Annotated in this window: 13 protein-coding genes; 5 read left to right on the top strand and 8 right to left on the bottom strand. The window is 40.6% G+C overall.

Annotated elements, in window-relative coordinates; all coding sequences use genetic code 11:
- Window positions 1–326: 326 nt before the first annotated feature.
- The 8 genes from HMPREF9455_RS00455 to HMPREF9455_RS00420 all read right to left on the bottom strand — a co-directional run bounded on the left by HMPREF9455_RS00455 (window position 327) and on the right by HMPREF9455_RS00420 (window position 18,060).
- Window positions 327–2,786 (bottom strand): glycoside hydrolase family 2 TIM barrel-domain containing protein, encoded by a 2,460-nt coding sequence (locus HMPREF9455_RS00455; RefSeq protein ID WP_006797588.1) that lies wholly within the window; start codon window positions 2,784–2,786, stop codon window positions 327–329.
- A 633-nt stretch (window positions 2,787–3,419) separates the two neighbouring features.
- Window positions 3,420–4,460: a glycoside hydrolase family 53 protein gene (locus HMPREF9455_RS00450; protein WP_006797586.1), complete on the bottom strand. Its 1,041-nt coding sequence runs from the start codon at window positions 4,458–4,460 to the stop codon at window positions 3,420–3,422.
- 27 nt (window positions 4,461–4,487) lie between these two features.
- Complete coding sequence (locus HMPREF9455_RS00445) at window positions 4,488–5,537, bottom strand: SusE domain-containing protein (protein ID WP_006797585.1); 1,050 nt, start codon at window positions 5,535–5,537, stop codon at window positions 4,488–4,490.
- 20 nt (window positions 5,538–5,557) lie between these two features.
- The gene (locus HMPREF9455_RS00440; RefSeq protein ID WP_006797584.1) at window positions 5,558–7,144 is read right to left on the bottom strand and encodes a RagB/SusD family nutrient uptake outer membrane protein; all 1,587 of its coding nucleotides are present in this window, start codon (window positions 7,142–7,144) and stop codon (window positions 5,558–5,560) included.
- 21 nt (window positions 7,145–7,165) lie between these two features.
- The gene (locus tag HMPREF9455_RS00435; RefSeq protein ID WP_006797583.1) at window positions 7,166–10,129 is read right to left on the bottom strand and encodes a SusC/RagA family TonB-linked outer membrane protein; all 2,964 of its coding nucleotides are present in this window, start codon (window positions 10,127–10,129) and stop codon (window positions 7,166–7,168) included.
- Between the two features lie 56 nt (window positions 10,130–10,185).
- Window positions 10,186–12,744, bottom strand: a complete 2,559-nt coding sequence (locus HMPREF9455_RS00430; protein WP_006797582.1) for a cellulase family glycosylhydrolase — start codon at window positions 12,742–12,744, stop codon at window positions 10,186–10,188.
- A 162-nt stretch (window positions 12,745–12,906) separates the two neighbouring features.
- Window positions 12,907–16,839 carry a hybrid sensor histidine kinase/response regulator transcription factor gene (locus HMPREF9455_RS00425; RefSeq protein ID WP_245532151.1) on the bottom strand — a complete coding sequence of 1,311 codons (3,933 nt, stop codon included), beginning with the start codon at window positions 16,837–16,839 and terminating at the stop codon, window positions 12,907–12,909.
- 69 nt (window positions 16,840–16,908) lie between these two features.
- A complete protein-coding gene (locus tag HMPREF9455_RS00420; protein ID WP_006797580.1) occupies window positions 16,909–18,060 on the bottom strand; it encodes an FkbM family methyltransferase in 1,152 nt (383 codons plus the stop codon).
- Between the two features lie 726 nt (window positions 18,061–18,786).
- Between HMPREF9455_RS00420 and HMPREF9455_RS00415 the strand changes: the two genes are divergently transcribed.
- From HMPREF9455_RS00415 to HMPREF9455_RS00395, 5 genes are all read left to right on the top strand, one after another.
- Entirely contained in the window at window positions 18,787–21,456 is a 2,670-nt protein-coding gene (locus HMPREF9455_RS00415) for a DNA gyrase/topoisomerase IV subunit A (RefSeq protein WP_395858087.1), read from the top strand.
- Window positions 21,431–22,351, top strand: a complete 921-nt coding sequence (locus HMPREF9455_RS00410; RefSeq protein WP_006797578.1) for a DUF3316 domain-containing protein — start codon at window positions 21,431–21,433, stop codon at window positions 22,349–22,351. Before HMPREF9455_RS00415 ends, HMPREF9455_RS00410 begins: the two co-directional genes overlap by 26 nt.
- A 95-nt stretch (window positions 22,352–22,446) precedes the next feature.
- Window positions 22,447–22,926 (top strand): pyridoxamine 5'-phosphate oxidase family protein, encoded by a 480-nt coding sequence (locus HMPREF9455_RS00405; protein ID WP_006797577.1) that lies wholly within the window; start codon window positions 22,447–22,449, stop codon window positions 22,924–22,926.
- A 283-nt stretch (window positions 22,927–23,209) separates the two neighbouring features.
- Window positions 23,210–24,592, top strand: a complete 1,383-nt coding sequence (locus HMPREF9455_RS00400; protein WP_245532150.1) for an SGNH/GDSL hydrolase family protein — start codon at window positions 23,210–23,212, stop codon at window positions 24,590–24,592.
- Between the two features lie 16 nt (window positions 24,593–24,608).
- Window positions 24,609–26,057 carry a LysM peptidoglycan-binding domain-containing protein gene (locus HMPREF9455_RS00395; protein WP_006797575.1) on the top strand — a complete coding sequence of 483 codons (1,449 nt, stop codon included), beginning with the start codon at window positions 24,609–24,611 and terminating at the stop codon, window positions 26,055–26,057.
- Window positions 26,058–26,084: the final 27 nt, after the last annotated feature.

Here is a 26,084-nt window from a genome sequence, read left to right as displayed (position 1 = left end):
AGGCATTTTATGTACTAAATAGCTTGTCTGTTGTACGAAATATGTATGTCAAAGAACGAAAGAGAACCGATCATCTCTATTAAAGATTTATTTATGTTCATTTTGGCATTGCCCAAAACGAATCAAAAGGCTAGCGCTTCATTCCTCGGCGACCCAAAACCGCCTCGATGGCTGAATCAAATAAATGGGCTATCGCCCCATTTGATTCTATGCCATCTTTACCGGATTGGGTACCCCGCCTGCGGAACTAATGCGCAGATGCTGACGCACTAGTAATGCAAAGCCCTTAAAAATTTTCAACTCTCAATTTTCAACTGTCAACTAATTCATTTTACTATCACTTCTATCCTTCCCGCCTGCAAACCTTTTGCTTTTGCTTCAAAAACCAGCTTTCCGGCTTTTTCACCCGATTGTACTATCGAAGTCAACTGTCCGTTAAAGACCTGCATCCGCAGCAGATGAAATAGTTCGAGGGAAGTAGGATCACCATTTGCCGATGCTTTGTAGCTGCCGTCTCCCGTTACGGAGAAAGTTATCTGACGCTGATCATCAGGGCATAGATTACCGTCTTTATCCACTATTCTTACATTTATATAGGCCAGATCTTTACCGTCAGAAGCTAACTGCATTCTGTCGGCTACAAGTTCTATATGGTGTGGCTTACCTGCCGTACGCACAATCTTTTCCTCTGCAATTTTACCCTGTGCATCGTATGCAACGACTTTCACTTCGCCCGGTTCGTATATGGCATCCATCCACATCAGACGGTAACGGTTCTGCACGGTAGTATTATTTTTACTCTGTTTTCCATAGCTTTTACCATTGATAAAAAGCTCGGCTGACGGATAGCTGGTATAAACAAATACAGGAGTTTTCTCTCCTTCACGCCCTTTCCAATTCCAGTGAGGCAAGATGTGTAATGTACTCTCATTTTTATTCCACAGGCTACGATACAGGTAATACCTGTCTTTAGGAATACTTGCCAGATCTATAATACCGAACATAGAACTATGATTCGGCCATGCATCCGTATCATAGGGAGAAGGTTCACCCAGATAATCGAACCCTGTCCATACGAATTGCCCCATAGTCCATTCATAATCATCTGCCAAAGCAAAATCATCATCCGGCAGATTTGACCATGCGCAATATTCGAAATCGTAAGATGAAGACTGGTGATCATCATATATGGCGTCCGCTTTCTTCTCAACAGGGAATTTATATACTCCCCGCGAACTTACAGTCGATGACGTTTCAGCCCCAAGCACCAGATTTTGAGGCAGTTTTTCGTAACCTTCCAGATAACGATGGGCACGGTAATTGAATCCCGGAACATCCAGCATAGCTGCAAAACCGTTATTCAACACGCAACTAATCTGGTCCATTCCACAGGTTACAGGACGGGTAGGATCTTCACGATGGCAGATATCCTGTAAGAAAGAAGCCACCTTGTATCCTTGGTCGCTGCACTGGGTAGGCACCTCATTGCCAATACTCCACATCACCACACTGGCATTGTTGCGGTAGTTGCGCAACATATTTACCATATCCTTTTCTGCCCATTCGTTAAAGAAACGGTGATAGCCATTCTTGCACTTAGCAATATCCCATTCATCGAACGGTTCTATCATCATCATAAAGCCCATCTCATCACATAGGGCAACCAGTTCCGGTGCCGGCATATTATGTGCCGTGCGTATGGCATCGCAACCCATATCTTTCAGCATAGACAGCTGGCGACGCAATGCCGCTACATTAATAGCTGCTCCCAGAGGGCCGAGGTCGTGATGATTACAAACCCCTTGGAACTTACGTCTTTTACCATTCAGAAAAAATCCTTTATCGGCAATCAGCTTTATATCCCTTATACCGAAACGTGTGGTATATTCGTCAACCTGTGTATCTTTTATATATACTTTCGATACTGCATTATATAGATATGGCGTCTCTGGTGACCACAGTTGTGGTTTATCCACAATAAGATTCTGCTCGAAAGGCTGGCCGTGGTTTATTTTGAGTGTATTATCTTTTTTAGCAACGACATTTCCCGATGCATCTTTTATTTCGGTAACTATCCGTACGTCCGCGTTATCCGAATTGCTGATTTCAGTTTTCAGCTTCACCGAAGCGTATTCTTCCGAGACAAAAGGCGTAGTAATATAAGTACCCCATACAGGCACATGTATTTCTTCGGTCACTACTACATGTACATTACGGTAAAGACCCGCGCCCGGATACCAACGCGACGACTGCGGTTTGTTTTCGAGCCGTACTGCCAGTGTATTGTTTTTACCATCAGTATTCAGCAAATCCGTTACATCGCAATGAAAAGAGTTGTAACCGAAAGGCCAGAAACAAGCTTCTTTTCCATTTACATACACACGCGCTTCACTCATAGCTCCGTCGAAAAGCAGAGTGACACGTTTTTTCCCTTTCTCGAAATTACCTACATTAAACGTATTCCTGTACCAGCCTATACCGACATAGGGTAATCCTCCCGTACGCCCGGTTTTTACAGTTGCTACTTTTTCTCCGTTCTGAGTAACAGCCACTTCCTGCAAATCGTGTTCACGATCGAAAGGCCCGAATATAGCCCAATCGTGGGGAACAGTTACCGTCTCCCAGTTTTTATCATCAAAACCTGTTTTGACAGCATCCGGATAATCGCCTTTGCTGAATTTCCAATTCTTTTCTAATAAGAACTCTACTCTTTTTGTCTGCGACTGAATGGTGGCATTGCAACAAAACAGTATGGCTAAAATAAAAGTTATAAATTTTCTTTTCATTATAAAATTCTTTCAGTTAACAGTTAGCAGTCAACAGTTAACAATGAGTTTATATTATTCAAAAGGTAACAAAAGTAACACATTCTGCGTATTTCTCTCCTGTTACTTTTTTACACTGAAATGACGCAAGTTTAGTGTAACGTAACTTGTGTCTAAACATGTGAGGGTGTGTCAAAAGTAATTTTTACTATCTATTTGTCATGTTGAACGGAGTGAAACATCTCGTTTCTCAGGGTCGAGATTCTTCACTCCGTTCAGAATGACAATAGGGTATAACACTTTGCTAACGCAATATTACTTTTGACACACCCCCTTACAGTTACAAACTGTAAACATTTACAGCACAAGTTACACTGCGTTAAACTTGCGCTTATATAAGTCATGTACTGTGCATATTTTTCACTATCTCCCATTTACAATTTTTACATTTATTAACCACATATAGCTAAAAGGTAACAAAGGTAACGGATTTTATAGCTTTTGTAGGGACCAAACATCTTTTCCCCAAAAAGTAACAAACGTAACACTATTTCAATCATTTGCTAATATGCTAATTTACAAATCTGCTAATCAACACCTCAAAGAGCTATAAGCTGACGACTAAAGTCCATCAGCTTATAGTATAGATAAATATTATTTAAATGCATCCAAAGCAGCAGTAGGTTTTCCCGAATCGTCAAATGCACCGAGTGTATATGCGTTCCAGCTACCATATGCCTGCGGTTCCCAATAGAATACACCTAAACCTTTGTCATTTGGTAATGACTTTGTTTTTTCTGTCAAATCGGTCAGAAAGGCTTTTGATGCTTCCGCTTCATCCCAGCTCATTCCCACTTCACAAAGCATTATTTCCGAACCATAACGCTCTATCATATCTTTCATATTGACAAGGCAATCGTTGTTCATCGTTTTCCAATCATCGGCAGACGGGTACAAAGACATACCTATTACATCCCATTTTCCATTGTTACTTTTCAGCCCGTCGAACAACCAACGGAACAGTCCGTTATCCTGACCGTTTTGCAGATGAACAATCACTTTCGCATCAGGGAAAACAGCTTTGACGGCATCATAGCCTGCATTATTAAGATCAGCATAGTTTTTCATATTGTCTTCTGCTTTTCCATCATCCCATAACATCCCGTTGCCTGTCTCATTACCCACCTGTACCCATTCCGGAGTGATGCCGTTTGTTTTCAACACATTCAACACTTCTGTCGTATGATTCGCTACGGCACTCTTCAGTTCTGTGAAGCTGAGATTAGTCCATGCCGCCGGCTTTACTTGTTTCGACGGGTCTGCCCAAGTATCGCTGTAATGGAAATCCACCATAATACGCATACCCAGATTTTTGGCCCTATATGCTTTTACCAATAAATCTTCGGTATTGCACCACCCGTCTACAGGATCGACCCATACACGCAGGCGGACAGAGTTCATACCAAGATTTCTCAACAGCCTTATACCTTCCATTTCAGCTCCTGCCGCATTGTAGAATTTCTTTCCCGATGCTTCCATCTGGGTTATCCAGCTCACATCAGCCCCTTTGGCAAAAGTTCCGGCCGATAAGTCAGGATTGGTTGCTCCGTTATCATCATCGTCGCTACAGGAAATAAACCCGAGGGAAACAATAAATGAAAGTGCTATAATCAAATGTTTTATATATAATTTCATACTATAATTTTGTTTTTAATGGATTAATCATTCGATTGTATACGTATACTTCTCAGGATTGCTCAGATTCATTGTAATAGTATAAGTACCCGGTGTGGCAATTTCTATATTCGCTCCGCCCAGAGTAATCTCTCCGTTACTGCCTCCGTACTTCGAATTCCAGTCGTTATTGGCAATTATCTGAATACCATACAATGTGTTTGAGATATTACAAGTCACTTTCCACACTTGATTTACAGCATCGTAAGTCATCACATCAGTAGCAAGGCTCCATGCATTGAACTCTCCGGTAACAGCAAAGGCAGTAATTTTCGTCTTACTCCATTTCATCGTATTGGTATTCGCTTTCAGTAAGAAATATCCGCCCTCTTCGAACCATATGTTCCACTGGGCACTACTATCATCCAACGTATATAAATCATTCGGATTAGAACCGTAAGTTACTCCCGAAGTGCTGCTCATTTCGGTCGTAAATTTAAAGTTATTCCATTCCTTAGCATTTACAAATCCTTCATATTCGCCATTTCCATTGCGTGAGCATAAGCGTGTTGTGTATTTATCCCATCCGCCGCTCAGGTCGCCTGGCATATATAAAAATGCTATTTCTTCGTAAGGAGTAACGGTCACTTCTACTACATTACTGTAGAGAGGATCTACATTAGCCGCAATGGTAGACTTCATGCGTACATAAAGTTTTGCAGCCTGCGCTGTTTCCAAGCCCATACTCAGCGCCAGCGAATTCAAAGCCTTGCCTGTATAGGATTTCGCACTGGCAGTTTCCACCACATCTTTTGCACTGGCAAATGAACTCTGTGTATCGAACTGGAGTGTTGTCTTCAATGCATCGGCAGGAAGCCCATACTTTTGCGAATATGTATTCGCCAACTCTCCGGCGTTCCACATAAAGGACAGAACCAGTTTTCCGCTGTTATCATTCGTCAATACGACTTCCGATGCTGTCGCCTTCAATTCTCCTTCCTGAAAACCCGAAAGCACCACTTCATCCCCGTCACTGTTACATGACGCGGCCATTATAGCCAGAAGGAACAGGAATATATATTTATTTATTGTTTTCATACTATTCTATATCTTAAAGATTAATACCCTTCGTTTTGTTTCAGATTAGGATTAGCTGCCAGATCGGCCGGAGGAAGCGGATACAAATTGAATTTGCTATCTGTCCCCGTACCATCCATTGTTCCACCTTTCCATTGCCACACATAAGACGAGCCTGTGAATTTTCCGAAACGGATAAGGTCGGTACGGCGGGTGCCTTCCCAGTATAATTCACGTCCTCTTTCGGCCAGAATAAAATCGAGAGTCAGTTCATCTTCACTAACCTTTCCGGTCTCATTACCGTAAGCTCTTTTGCGTATCAGATTTATGTATTCAGCTGCAAGGCTCTTACTTCCACCTGTACCACCTCTTACTACAGCTTCGGCATACATCAGATACACATCGGCAAGGCGTATCATCGGGAAATCAGTATCGACCAATCCTTCTGAAAAGTTTGAGCCGTTCTGTCCTGCCGATGTCTTATTAATGTATTTTACGATAGAATAGCCTTGAGTACCGATAGTAGGGTCTTCAATATCGAGACTCTGCCCATCAGTATAGAATGCTGCACGTTTATCTGTCGCCCCTGTAATATCTTTGAAAAGTTTCACAAATTCCTTTCTGGTACGGATACTGCCCCAACCGGATTGCACTCCGTAATCGGTAGCTACCATAGAGCCTACTATAGGTCCGCAAACCAGATAGGTACTGCCACCCCATGTAGTGGTATGCTGTCCGTCGGCTTCTATAGGGAAGATAATTTCATTTGTGCGTAAATCGTTATCAGCATTGAACAGATTGGCATATGTATTTTCCAACGCATAACCTCCGTCTATTACTTTCTTACTGTAAGTAATACATTCCGTATTCTTTTCCGTACCTGTGTATACTTTAGCATTCAGATATAGTTTTGCTAATAATGACCATGCTGCCGCACGGCTCACCCGCCCGTATTCGTTCTGCAACGGCAGAGGTAATTCCTCTTCTATACCCTTCAACTCTGATTCTACATAATTAAACAATTCTGATCGTGTAATACGCGGAGGGAAGAATGCTCCCACAGGGTCCGCCTCGGTTACAAAAGGTACATTTCCGTAAAAATCCAACGCATGATAATAAACCAAAGCTCTCAGGAAACGGGCTTCGCTGCGGTAAACCTTTATCTGTTCCCTGTCGTTGTCGTTGAAACCTGCCAGTTTATCATCCGTCGCATTGCGTAAAAACTCATTACAGATGGCCACTGTATAATAGATACGGTAATACATCGCCGAAGTCCATTCGTCCGAAGAATTCCATGTCATAAACTGGATACCGTTCAAAGCATCACCCCCACCCCATGTGTAAATGGCCTCATCGGTAGGTAGTTCCTGCAAATTGTAGAAAATACGCAGGTAGCCCCAATATGTTTTACCTCCGAGGTCGGTGTTCCCGTCCCCTTTTTCCTGTCCGGCAATAGCAAGGGATGCATATAGTTTTGCCAAAACGGATTTATAACCTTCGGGTGTATTGTAAACCGTTTCGGGTGTAGCTTCTATTTTGGGTATCTGGTCAAGGTCGCCCAGACATGATGTAAACAGACCTAAGGTCATCGACACCAAAAGAATGTATATATATTTTATCTTTTTCATTTTTGTAGATTTTATAATGTATTAGAAATCAAGATTCAGACTCAAAGAGAATATTCTCGGACGAGGATAGAAGGAACTATCGAAACCATTTGTTATTTCAGGATCTACTCCATCGTATTTGGTAATAGTAAATACATTCTGAACCAAAGCACCTACTCTGAGGTTAGGACCATTGAATACTTTCCCTACATTGTACCCTACCGAAATATTGTCCATTTTGAGGAATGATGCGTTTTGCACGTAATAATCGGAACGGAACTGGCGTGACTGGAATCCTGTATTCAGGAAGTCTCTCGACATATTATTGATTGCATACGGAATGTATTGCATCGTTTCCCATGCTCCTGCATTGGCTGCCATATTGTTGTAAACATAGTTACCGAAACTTGCTCTCAAGGCAAAGCCCAATGACCAGTTCTTATATCTGAACTGTGAATTGAATCCCAACAGGTAATCAGGCATCGGTGAATGGTAACGGTACAGGTCTTTTTCATTGATAACTCCATCATCGTTGAGGTCGGCATACATCCCTTCAATTGGTTTGCCCGCATCATCATACACCTGTTTGTAGACATAGAACATATAAGGAGTATATCCTTCTGTCAGAATTTGTAAGCCTTGTCCACCGACTTCAGGGCCCGTATAAGATCCCGGAGAATTTTCGTTCTTAACCAATGACAGGTTTGTAATCTTCACTTTCTGGTATGTCGCATTAAAGCCGAGTGTCCAGGTTATATCTTTTGTGTCTATAGGAGTCGCATTAATAGCAAACTCAAGACCGTTGCTTTCTATATTACCCACATTAGTGGTTGCTTTCTCTGCGAAGTTTGTACCTGCCGGAACTGATACTGTAGCAAGCAAATCCTTTGTTTTGCGGTTATAGTAATCGAATGTACCATTGATACGGTTATTGAGGAATCCGAAATCGAATCCTGCATTATACGAATCTGTTGTTTCCCATTTCAAGTCGGCAACATAGGTCGACGGACGATAGAGGTAGTAATACTTATCTCCGAAACGGTATTGTGCATATTCGTTACTCAATGTATAAACAGGTAGGAATGAGTAGTTCCCGATACCATCTTGTTGGCCTGTCACCCCATAGCTTAAACGAAGTTTCAAATCGCTGATTACATTATTATCTCTCAGGAATGACTCCTGCGATATTCTCCATGCCAGTGCTACCGACGGGAAAGTTCCCCAACGGTTATCCGGATTGAAGCGGGACGATCCGTCGCGACGAACAGTTGCCGTCAGCATATACCTGGAATCATAAGAATAATTCACACGCCCGTAGAACGATAATAAAACGTGAGTCTGATCCTGTGCAGGAGAGGTGCTTACCGTTTCGCCTGCAATGTTCTTATCTATAAATACGGGAGTTTTAGCTCTCCAGTGCTGGTAATCATAACCGACAGTAGCGTCCAGATTGCTTTTTATGTTCTTAAAGAATTTCGAGTAATTCAGATAACTTGTAAACAGCTTGTTTGTTTTTTCCTGCGAATATTCATTATCTGTACCGCCAATCTGATATACATTGGCTGCCTCAGCAGGGATATAGTTTGTACCTTCACCTTTGGCATAATCATAGCCTAATGTCAGATGCGCTTTCAGTTCAGGCAGAAAATGGAATTTATAGTCCACATCCATATTCCCGATACTGCGTTTCACTGTACTCTCATGTTGTTCCTGCTTCAATAAACCGACAGGATTGAGCAATGCTCCTGTTGCGGGAACACCTGCATTGTCGAGGCTTTCGTAATATCCTCCGAAATTTGAATTACCGGAATAAACAGGTTGCGTAGGATTAAAGACCGTCGCATTCCAGATAGCATCGGTATTGGCAAAACTGTTTTTATTTATCGAGCCTTTCAGGTTGAAGTCAAATTTTAAGTGATTGTCGAAAAAAGTAGGACTTACAACGATACTTCCGGTATAACGTTTTGCATTATCGGTTTTCAAAATACCTTCCTGGTTATAGTAACCTGCCGACACCCTGAACGGAACTGTTTTGGAGAAGTTTCCGGCTACGCTCAGGTTATTATCCGTACCAACTGCGGTTTGATATATCTCATCATTCCAATTTGTATTGGATTCACCTAATAACGCCTTTTGCTGGTCGTTGCCTTTGCTGGTTATCAGATCACGGAACTCCTGAGCAGAAAGGGTTTCTGCTACTTTTGTCTTATTTTGCAGAGAGAATGTCGTATTGAAACTGATATTCAGTTTGTCGGAACTTCCTTTTTTAGTAGTGATGATGATTACCCCGTTCGAAGCCCTTGAGCCATAGATGGCTGTGGAAGAAGCATCTTTCAGTACCGTCATACTCTCTATATCGTTCGGATTGATAAGGCTAAGGAAATTACTGCTGTTACCGCTGATACCTCCGCTTTCCAAAGGCACACCGTCAAGAACGATTAACGGATCGTTACTCGCATTTAGTGATGCTCCCCCACGGATACGGATAGTGCTTCCCGATGTAGGCGAACCATTATTCGACATAATCTGCACTCCGGCGACCTTTCCGTTTATCAGTTGTTCGGGAGAACCGATAAGCCCCTGGTTAAAGTCTTTACTGCTCACACTGGATACTGTCCCTGTCAGGTCTTTTTTCAGCTGGGTACCATAGCCTATTACAACGACTTCGGTCATTAGCTGCGCTTTGGGTTCCAGCTTTATGTTTACAACCCGGTTGTCAGTAACCATAACTATTTGTGTTTCATATCCGAGAAAAGAGAATTCCAGTTGGTTGCGCCCTTCCGGCAGATCAATCGAGTATTTACCATCTATATCGGTGGTAGTACCCAATGTGGTTTCCGAAACTTTCACAACGGCTCCGATAACCGGCTCGTTTGTTTCGTCTACTACTGTTCCCGTAATCGTCTTTGACTGTGCCGCAGCCATCAGGGGCGCGAGCAACAATAAAGCCAAAGCTATTACGAAGCGGAAATAAGTAAATTTCTTACAACTATCGTATTTTTTCATGGTTTTAAATATTTAATAAGGTGATTATTTCGTTTGTTCATATTCTAATTTATTTTTCATTCCAGCCATACACTGCCTAAATCTAAGTTCGCATCATTTATTATATCATCTACGGTTGACATTTCTAACATCTCTATTTTTTCTATAGCGAATGGTATCTGTATGTCAGGCTCGAAATATCTCTCGAGAAAAGTCGGATACGGAGATGGCAACAGAGCCGTCTTCACCTGTCGCAAGTCTGATAAGGAAACTTTGTAAAGTCCGTCTTTATCGAGATTTACTACCGAAGTATAAGTAAATCCGTCGGAGGTAACAAAACCCAGATTCAGTTTAGTGATCCCTTTTGTATTTTTCAGATTGACACATAGGTATTTTGATTTTTCCAGCCTATCTTTCCTTTTGCTGACATAATCCCTGATATATTTTCTCCAAAAGAAGCGGGCATCTGCATCCGTTACCTTAAATCTGAATTTCAAAGAGTTCGCGCTTGTTAAATCTGTTACAAAGTTTCGTAATACATAAGACGTTTCCGGAATGCCATATGCCTCTACATCGCTGTATTCGTCCGTTATCTTTAGCAATACCAAAGGGTCTTCAGCTCTTACAACCGCACTCTCCCAGTATTCAGAACAGGTATAGTCCCAATCCAAGGGATTACCTTCCGTTTTAGCAGGGTAAGTATAATTCTTATTATCCTTGCATACTATTATATTATACCTGAAAAGCCCTTCATTTATCATATCGGCAGGTATTTCCGCTCCGTAAGTATACCCATGTATACGTTTCATTTTCACAGACGGGTTCTTATCCGACCAGAAAGAAACTTTGTCTGTATAAATAATGACCGAATCGGGAAACGACGGTCCTACGATCTGTGCTTCTACCGGTAAAGGCTTGCCGCTTTCAATTACCTTTGCAGGCTGATGTACTACTGAAAATGTTTTTGCATGAGCCTCCGGCGCAACAAACTCCCCTAACAGAATATCATTCCATCTGGTATTTTTACCCCATTCGGCACTTGGTGTATAGCTTACATTTTTCAGAAGATAGACGCCCGGTTTTACAGAAATGCCCGCACCCTTTGATAAACCATTATAAGCATTCCCATCATTGATAGCTGTGACAGTGAAATTCTCACCTAAACCGGGCAACCTAACTTCCATAGCCCATGTATTCCATGCGATAGTAACCACCTCTTTTTTCAGAGACGGCTTACTGAACGGATCTTCTATCTGCACGGCATCGGGCATAACCTCCAATCTCCATAACCCATTTTCCAGCTTGTCCAGAAAATAAGCGCCTGTACCTTCATATTTTACTATTGGTGAACTTCCGCAACCTGCTACCGACTGTAACTGTTCTGGCATAACAGGTGAAGATGCCGTATTATTCGAATAAAAGAACTTGTCCGTACTGTTCAACTCACTTAGATCCTGTGCATAGCTGACATGAAAATCGGTGAATACCGTATCATTCGGATATTTTGCATATTTCTGATACATCGGCACCTTATACGCCACTTCCGCTGCAATCTTCATACTGATTGCCTTATTGGGGGTATATGCCAGATTAAGGAAATGAGTCTGATATTCGGTATTTGCCCATGCTATATCGATAGGATCATAAGCAAACTGGGTAATCCACTGGAATCCCTGCGTGCGGAATGCGCGGGTCATTGCCGGGTACATATAAGAATAAGTGATGTCGGCAGGATCGTATTCATAGACGGCTTTCGCTTTTGTATCGAAGCCTTTCACATTAAAGAACGGTATGCCATAATCATCCACATACGGCAGAAAATTACCTTTGCGCGTATGTCCTGCAACCAGCCCGATAGGATACCACTGGTAGGTAGTACCCTGGATAGCTGTATTGAAATAGGCCTGTACATGCCCCAGATTGTGGCTCACATTATAAAACACAGGCTTATTGTTGCCTGCCTTTTTAATAGCAGACAGCATCCTGTTAATGTAGCTTTCGGTCTGCTGCGGAGTATCTGCATGGCAAGGTTCGTTATTTATTTCAAAGCCTACAATATACGGGTCGTCTTTATAAGATAGGCGTGTATAAGGATTTACATGTTTTACAAAACTATTTATATAATTTTCTTGAGCAACAATAGCTTCTTCAGTACTATGTATCTTACATTTATCATACAGATAAGAAAATGCCCCTGTATTCTGATTCCTTTCGGGATAACCATTTCCGAAATTTGTCATTGTTGTAATCAATACGCGTATATTGCGTTCCCTCAGCTTTGCTATCAGATAGTCCAGCAGGTCGAGATGATCGTTCTCTATCAGATTGCCTTTTGCATCGGATATTTCCACATCCCATACATGGATACGGTAAGCATTGAAACCTAGTCGCGCGAAATGGTATACATCCCTGTCGATGGCTTCTTTATGATTCTTCCCTATATAATTGACCGCACGGTAAGCATGGGCAAAAGGCATTGTATAATTTACCCCGTAGAAAGAAGCTTCCTGACGGGTATCCGACCAGCGCATCACACCGCTTTTGTCTATATAAATTGTAGGAATATCTGCTTTCTTCTGAGCGAAAACAGATAAAGAGAACAGCAAGCTGCATAGTATTGTGAAAAGTAATCTCATGGTATTTATATTTAACTGTTTTTCCTTTTAAGGACAACAGCAAATTTATACCCAATGAATGATTTACACTATGCACAAATTAGACAGATGAGAACACAAACAGGACAATGGAAGAGTTTAACTTATTCCGAACAAATCAGTAAACACCTACAAATAAACACGTTAACTTTCACTCTCCATAAACTCGCGCGGGGTTTTTCCAAATTCAGCCTGAAAGCTTTTCGAAAAATACGAACGGTTAGAGAATCCGACCATATACATCACCTCAGCAATGGAAAACTTATTTTGGGAAAGGAGCATCGCTGCTTTTTTCAAACGTACCGAGCGTATAAACTCAACAGGCGAGAGTCCGGTCAATTGTTTTATTTTGCGATAAATCTGTTTGGATCCGACACCCGAAATATCACTGAGCGCATTTACGTTCAGATCGGGGTCAGCAATCTTATCTTCTATAATCGTTGTTATCTCGGAGAGGAACTTCTCATCGGGAGATGTAGCTTCTATTGCTTTCGGGGCAGCTATAGTTTCTATCCGCAGTTTGTCTTCCAGCTGTTGCTTACTCTTCAACAATTGTTCGATACGGGACAAAAGGATTTCAGGATCGAATGGCTTGGATATGAATGCATCTACATTCAGATTTATACTTTCCAGCTCGGTGGTCTTATCATCTTTAGCTGTAAGCAAGATAATAGGTATCGTAGAAGTCGGTATATTCCTGCGTATACGGCGGCTCATTTCCAATCCGTCCATCACAGGCATCATGATGTCGGCTACTATCAGGGAGGGATTAAGATTTAAAGCCATTTCCAGTCCCATTTTACCATTATGAGCCACTTCATACCTGTATTTGGACACGAGTGTCTGACATATGAAATCCGCTATTTCGGGATTATCATCGACAACCAATACAAGCGGCTTATTCCCATTATTATTTGCATCTCTTCTTTGAGATACAATATCTGCTTCAGCCTCATTGTCGTCCAGAGGCAGAGTAATAACAATCCGGGTTCCCTTATCTTCTTCAGACGAAACAGTAACCGCGCCTCCGTGCTGTTCGCTGTATGTCTTTGCCAGATAAAGGCCGATGCCTGTCCCCTCCTTCTCTTTCGAAGTTTTTGATGACTGGTAAAAACGTTCGAATATATAAGGAATATCCCGCTGAGGTATACCTATACCTGTATCCGAAACAGTTATTTCCAATATTTTGTCCGTATCGTTTGCTACGAGATTAAAGTTTACGTCTCCATTTTCTCTGGTATATTTGCAGGCATTGACTATAAGGTTATTCAGTACCGATTCTATTTTCAATACATCTATATTTATATGGATTTTCTCTCTATTGGTATGAAATGAGAACTTCAGATTCTTCTCTTTATACCCTTCTTCATAAACCGAGTACAGGCTCCGGGCAAATTCCACGAACTCGACTCTCGATAATATCAGGTTTGCATTCGTATTACTATCTATCCTGTTAAAATCAAGGACCTGACGGATGAGAGAGTTCAATTTTAAAGCATTTCGCTGTACCGCTTCAAGTTGTTTTTTCTTATACGGATCTTTTGTTTCCAACAAAAGACGGCTTACCGGAGCTATAATCAAGCTCAGCGGCGTCTTGAACTCATGCGATACATTCGTAAAAAAATCTATCTTGAGGTTAGATAATTCCAACGTCTTTTCCTTTTCTATCCGCTCTATTTTCAAATTGTTCCTCACCCTGAAAAAATTCATTATCCAAAGTAACAGGCATAATAATAAAAAAGCATAAATACATTTCGCCCAGACCGTATAATACCACGGCGGATTGATCTGAATGAAAAATGTATATATTTTATCTGATGGTTTGCCTGACGAGTCGAGCTTACTTATAATAAGGCTGTATTTTCCATACTCCAGGTTGGGATAAGTTATACGACCCGAATTTTGTTTCAGTATATTCCAGTCCTTGTCTATTCCTTCAAGCCTGTATACAAATTTACTCCCTTCCTCTTGCGAATACATCAAATCCGAAAACTCAAACCCCAGATTATTCTGCTTATAATTCAATTCTATTTTGTCCAGATAGCGGATACTATAACCTTTGTAGTCTATGCCGGACTGATATAACTTATCATTTACATACAAGGCAGTAAGCACAACAGGCAGATCGGGGCGTACTTCCTGCAACATGGCCGGTGAAAAAACAGCTAATTCATCGCTTCCGCCTAAATAAATCTTATCTGAGAATCTGTCGAAGAAGCCGCTGGTATAGGCTTTATTTGTTATATTCAAACGCTGCACATTATAGTTCTGCTTATTCAGTACCCATGCACCATCGCTTGTGGATATCCATATATGTTGCCCTTCTTCTACCAATGATAGTATTTCACTATTACTGAAAGCATCGAACTTAATGAAACGGGATTCATCGTTTTCGGGATTTATACGTACCAGCCCGCCCCGGAATCCTGCCCAGATAAAGCCTTCATGGTCGCATATTATATAGTTCGGATTTTCATTATTGGTTCCCGATTCTATCGGGATCTTTGTCACGCTATTCAGTTTTGTATCTATCTTATTGATTCCATTGTTATAAAGCAATACCCAAACATTGCCTTTGTGGTCAGGCACAATCTGATTAATGAAATTACCTGACAATCCATTACGTGTAGAATAATTATAGTCCGCTACATAATTAGCGGATGGCGAAGACTGAATCAGTTTTTGTTTATCCACAACGAATATTCCACCCAGACAAGTTGCTATCCAAAGGTGGTCTTTATCATCTTCGAAGATATGATATGCCCAGTTGGAATTGAGCGTATGCGTACTGTCGACAATGCTGTAATGTATAAATTGCTTTTTGTCATAATCATACCGGTTGATGCTCCCATCTGTTGCCACCCAAAGGTTTTGCTCTTTATCTTCATAGATATGTCTGATACGATTGTGCGAAATAGGATAACGTCGGTCTCCCATCCTGTACCAGACAGAGTTTTCAGGGTTATTTGTAAAAGACAGGGATAAGATAAGGCCGTTGGTTCCCCCGAACCAGAAGTTATTACGCGAATCTCTAAATATGGCATGGAATCTGTTACCGTCGCCGATCCCTGTTATTTGAGAAATAGGAACAATCTGAAACACTTTGTTATAGCGCGATAAGGATATCCCATAATCGGTACCTAACCATATATTTTTCTCCCGATCTGCAAATATCCCCCACACGATATTATTGGATAAAGATTTTTCATTGCGGGAGTCATGAACCACATGTTGTATATCTTTTGTAGATTCACTGTATACATAAAGACCGTTATCTGTTCCCAAAAGCAGATTATTATTAGAATCTGTCTCAAGGGATTTAATAGAATTATCATGGAAAAAGCTGATCTCTTCTACTGTATTATACCCCGGCGTATATTTTAGTAATGCTCCTTCAGTGCCAATCCATATACATCCACGGGCGGTATCTTCTAATAATGAATTTACAAACTGATTATTTCGTTTTATATTGGCGGGCAAATTGATAATAATGAATTTATCTGTTGCCGGAATGTATTTACATAGTCCATTATAAGTACCGATATATAAATCGTTATCTTTTGTATTTATAATGGAATAGACTGTTCTGTGGGGAAGGCCGCTATTTTCTTTTTCGCTAAGGTTCTCGATCTGCTTTGTCTTAATATTGTATCTGTAAAGTCCATCAAGAGAACCAATCCATAAAATACCATTCTTTAATACCATAGCCCTTACATCAGGTGGAAACTTCAGATCGGTATTTTTATAACTATCGGTCTTGTAATTATAAAATAGTATGCCGTTATCAGTCCCCAGACATAAGTATGTATCATCGAGTACCAGAATACAATATATCTGCGTATTAGTCTTGCTGTCGAATGAAAAGTGTTGCTGGGCTGTGTATCCGTCATAACTGAAAAGCCCTTTATTAGAGCCTATCCATATCAGGCCTTGAGCATCCTGTGCAAAACAATTGATACTCGAGGCTTCCGAATTAAGATTGATATTACTGAAAGTCTGATAGTTCACCTTTTGCCCTGCCACTAAAAGAGTGGACAGAAGGAATAGAAAAGTATATAGAAATCTAATATGTATCATCGTAATTTTCATACTATCCAGATACAAATATAAGATTTTAATAGCTTCTACAGTAAGTTTACAAATTTCTTATACGTGTCCGGCAGGATATGCTACAAGTATTTTTTCTGAAATAGGATTAACAATTTCTATATTAAAAAACCGGAATTGGTAATCAGGGACAGCCGCTTTCAGCACAGGAGGTATTTCAAAAAAATCCTTTCCGGTATGATAGAGTGATATGAGCAGCACAGGCTTATCTCTTTTTATAGTTTCCAGTGCACCCTGAATAGATGAGTATTCGGCTCCTTCTATATCCATTTTTATCAGTCCCACATTACGGTCTCTGCATTCTTTATCAATGGTAGTAATATGTATAATCTCTTTTATAGCTGAAGCGCCGGCGATCGAATCATTTGTTGTACAACTCGATAGCTGTTCCGGATTTATATAAATATCAACTTCCTCTTCTTTATCTCCCAGACCTTTATTTACAACTATAATTTTATCTGCATTATTTTTCCGGACAGTTTCTTTTAGCTGCTCTGCATTCTTTCCGACAGGCTCATATGCAAAGATCCTTTCCGGATTATATTTTTTCAAAAGTAAGATAGAAGTATCCCCTAGGTATGCACCCACATCGAGAAAATCTTTCCCCTTAATATATTCATGCACATATCCGGGAAGATATTTCAAACCATAATCATGAATATACGTGTGCTCTTGAAAAGAATCGCTTGGTAGAAAATAACTCAGCCCATCCAGATCTAAAGAATATCCGTCGCTCAGTTTTTTTGTTTTAGCTTGTATCAATTTTCTTTTCTCTATTATATCCTTCTGTCTTTCTGTCATATTCAAACAGCTATATCCGGCAATGACCGATTTTAGTCTATTATCGATAAAAGATATTATTTCAGCTTCATCTTCATGAGGATAATATATATTTGAATCAAAATTGACTTTCTGTGAGAAGCAATATCTGGCAAATTCTACTGCTAACGGATGCAAGGATTCTAAAGGAATATAATTCTCTTTTGACTTTCTTATACTCGCTTTTCTTTGGAGGTAAATCGAATACACAGGATTAAAAGGATGAAAAATTATATTTCTAAGCCATTGCGGAAAACGGAGCTTTATCTGATACAACCGATTACTCTCTTTTTGTTCGATACGACTGCTTTGCTGCTTCTCTTTTATCAGCGTTTCAATGCGCTGAACCAGATAGTTATTATCTATTATCATAAATACGTTTTTTCTAGAACAAAAGTAAGAAAAAAAGCATGCAACATCTGTATTTATTATAAAATATGGTAAACGCTCGAAAAATTGTAAGTTATAGTCATTTGCTTATTTCACATTCGTTAACCATATTTTGTTAAAACCTGACATATCTGACAGTTTTTTCATTGCTTTCATCTTGTGTATTTCATATTCATTAACTATATTTTGTTAAAAGGCAACAATCTTTTTATGTTACACTGAGAACTACTGAGAAGACACTGAGTTTCACTGAAGCTTTTGTTAAAAGGTAACAAAGGTAACACTTATCACTCATTTGCTAATATGCTAATTTACAAACAACGTTCACCGAAGTGAAGACGAGGTAAATCTGCTAATCAAAATTTCAAAGAATACTATAAGCTAACAGCTAAAGGCTATCGGCTCTAACTACATAGATAAATTTATTCAAAAAAATAAATTTCAGGTTTGCCCTAATTATAAAAAAGGCTCTCAGATTATTTCAAATCCCAATTTTGATTTCAGACCAAAAAAAACTATCTTTGAACGAGTTTTGAAATAGCCAGGATCGCAAACCTATTTATACTTTGCGAAGCAAAGAAACAAGAAACAAGGTGCAATCCGAAATGTATCATTAAATTCTATCTTTTACTTAAAAATCAGATATTACACATGTTCCCCGAAGATATTATCGACGAACCAGAGAATTTAGAGAACGAAGAGCCCGTTATGGATGAAGAATCGGAAAATGACAGCAGTCATTCCGATTATAAAGTACCAGTAAAAGACTCGGGAGACAATCAACTGCATCTGTCAGGCATGTTCCAGAATTGGTTTCTGGATTATGCTTCTTATGTCATACTCGAACGTGCCGTACCGCATATTACCGACGGTCTGAAACCGGTTCAACGCCGCATTATGCATTCAATGAAACGCATGGATGACGGGCGTTACAACAAGGTGGCAAACATTATAGGACACACCATGCAGTTCCACCCGCATGGAGATGCATCTATCGGTGACGCCCTGGTACAGCTGGGACAAAAAGATCTACTCGTCGACTGTCAGGGAAACTGGGGAAATGTCTTTACCGGAGACGGTGCTGCCGCACCCCGTTATATAGAAGCCCGCCTTTCCAAATTTGCGTTGGAGGTACTCTTCAATCCTAAAACAACCGAATGGAAACCATCATATGACGGGCGTAATAAAGAACCGATTACCCTGCCCGTAAAATTCCCTTTATTGCTGGCACAGGGTGCCGAAGGTATTGCCGTAGGTCTTTCTTCAAAAATACTCCCTCATAACTTCAACGAATTATGCGATGCCGCCGTAGCACATCTGCAAGGTGAAGAGTTCACTTTATATCCAGATTTTCAGACAGGGGGTTATATAGACGTAAGCAAATATAATGATGGAGAACGTGGCGGTTCGGTAAAAGTACGCGCCAAAATATCGAAACTAGACAACAAAACTCTTGTCATAAGCGATATTCCTTATGGAAGAACCTCTTCTTCTGTCGTAGAGTCTATTCTGAAGGCAAATGACAAAGGCAAGATAAAAATCCGTAAGGTAGACGATATTACCGCCCAGAATGTCGAAATCCATGTACACTTAGCTGCCGGCGTTTCGTCTGATAAAACAATAGACGCGCTATATGCATTTACCGATTGTGAGATAAGTATCTCTCCAAACTGCTGTGTGATTGAAGATAACAAGCCGTATTTCCTTACTGTAAGCAGAATACTCAGAGATACAACCGAGAATACCCGAAGGCTCCTCAAACTTGAACTGGAGATACAAAAGAGCGAACTGGAAGAAACACTTCATTTCTCCTCTCTCGAAAAAATATTTATCGAAGAGCGTATCTATAAAGATAAAGAATTTGAGAATGCGGTGAATATGGATGCAGCTGTTGAGCATATAGACAAGCGTTTGGCCAAATTTGCCAAATTGTTTATCCGCGAGGTAACCCGTGAAGACATCATGAAACTGATGGAAATCAGGATGGGACGCATCCTCAAGTTCAATTCCGACAAGGCGGATGAACTGATAGCCCGATACAAAGAAGAAATAGAAGAAATAAAGCACAATATCGAAAATATCACAGATTACACTATTTCATGGTATGTGATGTTGAAGGAAAAATACGGTAAGAATTATCCCCGTAAAACCGAAATACGGAGTTTCGATACCATTGAGGCCACAAAGGTTGTGGAAGCCAACGAAAAACTTTACATCAACCGCGAGGAAGGATTTATCGGTACGGCACTCAAGAAAGATGAATATGTATGCAATTGCTCCGACATCGACGACATCATTATTTTCTATAAAGACGGAAAGTATAAGATTGTAAAAGTCAGTGACAAAATGTTCGTCGGCAAAAACGTACTGTATCTTTATGTCTTCCGCCGTAACGACAATCGTACAATTTACAATGTGGTATACCGTCATGGAAAACATGGGCCCGATTATATCAAACGCTTTGCAGTAACCGGTATCACCCGTGATAAGGAGTACGATGTAACACAGGGAAAGGAAGGTTCACGGATTGTATATTTCAGCGCAAATCCTAATGGAGAGGCAGAAACAATACGTGTAATACTGAAACCGAAACCACGCCAGAAGATACTTGTTTTCGAAAAAGACTTCAGCGATATAGCCATCAAAGGACGCCAGTCGATGGGTAATATTCTGACAAAAGCCGAAGTACATAAAATATCATTAAAACAAAAAGGCGGCTCTACCCTCGGAGGACGTAAAGTATGGTTCGACCAAGACGTGCTGCGCCTTAATTATGACGGACGGGGCAAATTCCTCGGAGAGTTCCAAAGCGACGACCAGATACTCATTGTAAACCAAAATGGTGAATTTTACACTTCAAATTTCGATGTGACCAATCACTACGAAGCAGGTATTATCCGTATAGAAAAATTCGACGCGAATAAGATCTGGACAGCCGTACTGTTTGATGCTGATCAGCAGTTTATGTATCTGAAACGTTTTGTATTCGAGGCCTCAGCCAAGAAACAGAATTTCCTTGGAGAAAATCATGAATCGAAATTACATATACTGACCGACATTGTTTATCCTCGGATACAGGTTACATTCGGCGGTCGTGACAGTTATCGTGAAGCATTGGAAATAGATGCCGATGAATTCATTGCAGTAAAAGGCTTTAAAGCAAAAGGGAAACGCCTGTCGACATTCGAAATCGGAGAAATCAGGGAACTGGAACCGATCCGCTTCCCCGAAGTGGTAGAGGAAGAAGAAAAGAAATTTGAAGTACAAATAGATGACGACGATGACGAAATCGACAACCGGCCTATATCAGATATCATAGATGAAATAACAGGGCAACAATCATTGTTTAAAGATGGAGATAAGGAGGGTGAAGAGTAAAATTATATGGATATTATCTTATTTACTTTTTTGCAGCAGTATATCTGCCCAAATAAAGGAAGACTCTCTAAAAGCTGTAGTGATTGAAGGTTATGCTCCACAGAAGAGAACGATAATTATCGATGACTCTAGTCTAAGTATACCAAAACCTCTTATCACCAACAACACCATCACTGCATCCATTGGCTCTGCCAATATGTATGATACATACTTGTCTCCATTAGGATACAAAGGATTTTCCATACATCTGATGTATGAGCAAATGCGACACACCACATGGTTCAATTATAAATTCTATAAACAGCAGGTCTTTCAACTGGATTTTTCCAAAGGGGACAATCCGGCAAAGAACGCCACTGAATACTGGGCTTTGGCAAATTACCGTATCGGCGGGCATTACAGTCTGTATAATACCGATGCATTCCGCTTCGGTGTCGGCGGACTGTGGGACATCAATGCAGGCGTGCTTTATAATGAACGCAACGGGAATAATCCAGCCACAGCACGCGGATACACCAATCTGAACCTGTCGCTTACAGCATCCTATAAATTCAAATGGTTTGCAGTACGCTGGCAAATGGATACGCCCTTTATGGGCATGCTGTTCTCTCCCAGATACGGACAATCTTATTATGAGATTTCATTAGGAAACTCTGTCGGGGTAGTCAATTTCGCTTCATTACATAATCAGCGGGCATTGCGCAATTACCTGACAGTAGATGTACCAATACATAAATATACTATCCGCATAGGTTATCTTGGTTCGTGGTATCAGACGAAAGTACATGATATACAAACTCACCACTATACCAATAGTTTCGTAATCGGTTTCCCTATCGAGAGTGTGAAAAGACCAAGAGAGAAAGCTAAGAATAATTATTGGAACGGAGACTAAGCCCCCTCCCAACCTTCCGAAAGGGTGGTGAACAGAGTGGGTAATTTATAAATATAAACCAAAGGCCCCTCCTTTGGAGGGGTTGGGGAGGCCAAATGTTTAGAGAAATAAGACGACAAAACAGAATACTGGAAGACGAGGTTCGCATAACCGAACTACTGCAAACTTCCGAATACGGATTCCTCAGTTTAGGAACAACCGAGAATGGTTATGCTTATGGCATACCTATCAGCTACGCATTTGATAAGGAGGGTAACAACATCTATTTCCATTGTGCGCCGGAGGGGCAGAAACTCGATATATTAAGAGGAAATAATAAAGTTTCATTCTGCGTGGTTGGCATTACCAAACCCATCGCCGAACAATTCACAACTCTCTTCGAAAGTGTTATCGTATTCGGCAAAGTCAATATGGATTTGTCTGATGATGAAAAACGAAAAGCCTTGCGATTGCTGGTACGAAAATATTCCCCGGAGTATCAAGAGCTCGGTGAAAAGTACATGGATAAATCATGGAGCCGGACAGCCACATTCAAAATAGAAATAGAACACATTACTGCAAAAGCAAAATATTAACGGGACTATTTCACCACTAGAAATCTAAATTTCATACAGTAAACGCCGTATTTGGTACAAACGTACTAAAACAATTACAAAATATAAAAGATAGAATATACTTTTGTCTCAGTAAACAACCATTGTTTTATGTGATTGTTGGGACTGAATACGTTGACATAAAAGTAAAATATCACTAAAATATATTCTCTCATAATATATTTTAGCGAAAAGTAAGTAGCTTTGCACAACTTTAGAAAAATAGTTTCAGAATCAAATAAAACATTAGATTAAATTGTTGATTGTGAGTACATCTAATAATTCGTATTTTGGTAAGGCGATCTTATTCGTAGCCTTATCTATAGCAGCCTTTTTAGTTTTCAAGGAAGTTTTGCCGGAACGCTTGTTTTCGGAACACGTGGAAGCAAACGAAAATATCCTGATGGATAGCATGGCGCTTATGGCTCAGAGTGATACGACAGAAATACATGACACCCCTGCTATAGTAGAATCGGACAGTGCAAAAGCCCAGGCCTACGAGGAAGTAGATGCCAATTTCAACCCCGCATTAGCAGCCGACGGATATCAAAACCTCAATCGTTTCTATACTAAACTACGCGAACTGCAAGAAACGAAAACAGGCAAAGTAAGAATTGCTTATTTCGGAGACTCTATGAATGACGGAGACTACATAGTACAAGATGTACGCAGCGAGTTTCAGGAAAATTATGGAGGAGAAGGTGTCGGCTATGTAGCAGTATCTTCACTTTCGGCAGGAGCCAGAGGATCCATATCGCACCAGTATTCTAAAAACTGGTTCTCCCAATCATTTATAAAGGTGAAAAAACCGATGAAGCCATTCGGTATAGACGGGCAGGTTTTCTTTGCAAAAGATCCTGCGCAAGCATATTGGGTCAGGTATAAAGCTCAGTCGCAGAAGCATTCTACACAACTGAATAATCCTGTATTATTATACGGCAGGGGGAATAATAGCAAAGCCTACGTTACGGTCGCGGCAGATAAAGATTCGGTTTCCAGCAAGAGCCTGAATCCGGTAAATCTATTAAATACATTATCCCTTTCGTCCCACAATGCCAAATCGATACAGGTCAATTTCCATAATGCAGATTCCATACCTATCTACGGATTCAATTTCGATAACGGAGAAGGCGTGCATGTGGATAATTTTTCTACGCGTGGTAATTCGGGTCTGCCCCTATCCATTCTAAACCCGGCATTAATGAACGCTTTCGACAAGGTATTAAATTATGATTTAATAATCCTTCATTATGGAGCAAATGTATTAGGCTATGGTTCATTAAATTACAATTGGTACGAACGGAATATGACAACAGTAGTGAACAATCTGCATGAATGTTTCCCGAATGCCGATATATTAGTCATTTCCACAGCCGACAGAGCATTAAAGATAGATGGGACTATGCAAACCGATCCTGCTGTGGTACCTCTGGCCAATGCGCAACGGAATTATGCGCGTAAAACTAATTCCGGCTTTATATCCCTGTATGAAGTGATGGGAGGTAAAGGTTCGATGGTAACCTGGGTAGATAATAAACTGGCCAATAAGGATTATACCCACTTCAATGGCTCAGGCTCAAAAAAGGTGGCTAAACTGATATATACTGAAATAGATAAAGGATATACGAAATTTAAAGCGAAACAATAAAGAAAATAACCTGCTGATGAAGTTTGCAAAGAAAATACTACCCCTATTCTTCCTGTTTTTATTATTGCCTGCAATCATGCTATCTGCCAAGGGCAGATACAATAGCAAGGAAACAACGGATAGCGGTGATAATATTTTTGCTAATCAGGCATTACTGTCAGCCGTTTTTGAGAAATTATACAATTTAGAGAAAAACAAGCAAGGCAAAGTAAATATAGTGCATATAGGCGATTCACATATTCAGGCTGATTTTTTCACCAATGCAATCCGAGAGGCTTTACAGTTTAAGTTCGGAAATGGAGGATTCGGATTTACATTCCCTTACAGCTTGGTAAGGACGAACGGTCCCCGTTATGTAAAATATGCATGTAATGCCACATGGCAGAGCCTGTTGAATGTATATCCTGTTGCCGATGTGGGTGTGGGTCTGAGCGGGATAGCACTGTATACCTCGGCCGAAGATTTTGTCCTGCAACTATCTACACAGGAAGGATATGAATTTAATAAAATAAAAATCATCTACCCTACGAAAGAGCCTCAATACAGGATGTCCGTAACAGCCGAGCCATTACAGGTTTCGTCATCGGGCACTGTCACCGCATCTACTATAGGGATGAGATACCACACTGTAAAAAGTGGGGAAAGCTTATCGGTAATAGGGCGTAAATATGGGGTTACCGTAGCGCAGATAAAGAAAGCCAATGGAATGAAGTCGAATATGATAAGACCGAAACAGAGGCTTAAGATCCCGGTAAAAGCAGGGACGAGAAGCACCAAGCCTGTACAGGCTAAAGCCCAGACATCCAATATAGCGAAAGACAGTATAGACTATGTGAGTATGGTTACTAAACCCTATTACTCATCCTATACCAGCGATACATTGATGAGCCGTATTACTATCTTACCGGCCGAAAAACAACCAATGTATAATCTCAACGGATTTGTTATAGAAAATGACAAACCGGGTGTCATATACCACTCGATAGGTGTTAATGGAGCAAAACTATCGGATTATAATAAATATCCGTTGTTTTTCGAACAATTGCCTATCCTCCACCCCGATCTCGTAATCTTGTCATTTGGCACAAATGAGTCGTTCGGAAAGCTATCGGATACGGAATATATTTATCAGATACAGGAATTCGTAGAAAATATAAAAAGGCTCAACCCCTTCGCAATGGTATTGGTTATGACCCCGCCTCCATCCATGTTTCGCCGGCGCCGCGTAAATACTTATATAACCGACTATAGTAATGCCCTCATGGGACTGAGTAATCTGCCTGTATGGGATTTATATACACGTATGGGTGGAGCATCCGGTATCGCGCCCAAAGGAGAGTATGCGCGTCTGATTGCCCGCGACAAAGTCCATTACACCACTGGTGGATATGAGGCTCAAGGACAGTTATTTGCTTCCGACTTTATTGACGCATATAATAATTTTAAGAAGAAAAAGATAAATTGAAAGCACTGTTAAACATAACTGATATAT

Source organism: Dysgonomonas gadei ATCC BAA-286, assembly GCF_000213555.1.
GTDB lineage: Bacteria > Bacteroidota > Bacteroidia > Bacteroidales > Dysgonomonadaceae > Dysgonomonas > Dysgonomonas gadei.
This window is presented reverse-complemented; position numbering and strand designations above follow the sequence as displayed.

Excerpts from the sequence above, each read along its gene's own strand:
- HMPREF9455_RS00455 (WP_006797588.1), bottom strand. The coding sequence starts at position 2,786 with ATGAAAAGAAAATTTATAACTTTTATTTTAGCCATACTGTTTTGTTGC.
- HMPREF9455_RS00450 (WP_006797586.1), bottom strand. The coding sequence starts at position 4,460 with ATGAAATTATATATAAAACATTTGATTATAGCACTTTCATTTATTGTT.
- HMPREF9455_RS00445 (WP_006797585.1), bottom strand. The coding sequence starts at position 5,537 with ATGAAAACAATAAATAAATATATATTCCTGTTCCTTCTGGCTATAATG.
- HMPREF9455_RS00440 (WP_006797584.1), bottom strand. The coding sequence starts at position 7,144 with ATGAAAAAGATAAAATATATATACATTCTTTTGGTGTCGATGACCTTA.
- HMPREF9455_RS00435 (WP_006797583.1), bottom strand. The coding sequence starts at position 10,129 with ATGAAAAAATACGATAGTTGTAAGAAATTTACTTATTTCCGCTTCGTA.
- HMPREF9455_RS00430 (WP_006797582.1), bottom strand. The coding sequence starts at position 12,744 with ATGAGATTACTTTTCACAATACTATGCAGCTTGCTGTTCTCTTTATCT.
- HMPREF9455_RS00425 (WP_245532151.1), bottom strand. The coding sequence starts at position 16,839 with ATGATACATATTAGATTTCTATATACTTTTCTATTCCTTCTGTCCACT.
- HMPREF9455_RS00420 (WP_006797580.1), bottom strand. The coding sequence starts at position 18,060 with ATGATAATAGATAATAACTATCTGGTTCAGCGCATTGAAACGCTGATA.
- HMPREF9455_RS00415 (WP_395858087.1), top strand. The coding sequence starts at position 18,787 with ATGGATGAAGAATCGGAAAATGACAGCAGTCATTCCGATTATAAAGTA.
- HMPREF9455_RS00410 (WP_006797578.1), top strand. The coding sequence starts at position 21,431 with ATGGAGATAAGGAGGGTGAAGAGTAAAATTATATGGATATTATCTTAT.
- HMPREF9455_RS00405 (WP_006797577.1), top strand. The coding sequence starts at position 22,447 with ATGTTTAGAGAAATAAGACGACAAAACAGAATACTGGAAGACGAGGTT.
- HMPREF9455_RS00395 (WP_006797575.1), top strand. The coding sequence starts at position 24,609 with ATGAAGTTTGCAAAGAAAATACTACCCCTATTCTTCCTGTTTTTATTA.